The 514-nt window shown below is 57.2% G+C and carries 1 protein-coding gene; it reads left to right on the forward strand.

Annotation, left to right across the window (positions count from 1 at the left end; all coding sequences use genetic code 11):
• Positions 1-514: IS66 family transposase zinc-finger binding domain-containing protein (locus NLX71_RS26420; protein WP_254366776.1), on the forward strand; the 514-nt coding region annotated here is incomplete at both ends.

Consider the following 514-nt stretch of genomic DNA (forward strand, 5'->3'; position numbering starts at 1 on the left):
CTGAAACAAAAGACGGCCAAGCAGGAGAAGCAAATTGCGGAATTGTCGGCCAAACTCAAATGGTACGAGGAGCAGTTCCGTCTGACGCAGCATCGGCGTTTTGGCGCGTCGAGTGAACAAACTCATCCTGACCAACTCACGTTGTTCAATGAAGCGGAGGCCGAGGCGAATCCGGCGGCGCCGGAGCCGACGGTGGAGACGGTCACCTACAAGCGCAAAAAATCGGTTGGCGCCCGTGAAGCGAAACTCGATTCGCTGCCGGTCGAAACGATCGAATACCGGCTCAGCGAAGACGAGCAGGTTTGTTCGTGTTGCGGAGGAAAGCTGCACGAGATGAGTACGGAAGTGCGGCGGGAGCTAACGATCATCCTGCCGCAAGTGAAAGTCGAGGAACAGATCCGCTATGTGTACGGTTGCCGCTATTGCGAAAAAGAAGCGGTTTCCACGCCAATCGTGACCGCCCCGATGCCCGCACCGGTGATACCGGGCAGTCTGGTATCGCCGTCGATGATGG

It is taken from the genome of Paenibacillus sp. MZ04-78.2 (assembly GCF_024213375.1).
Classification (GTDB): domain Bacteria; phylum Bacillota; class Bacilli; order Paenibacillales; family NBRC-103111; genus Paenibacillus_G.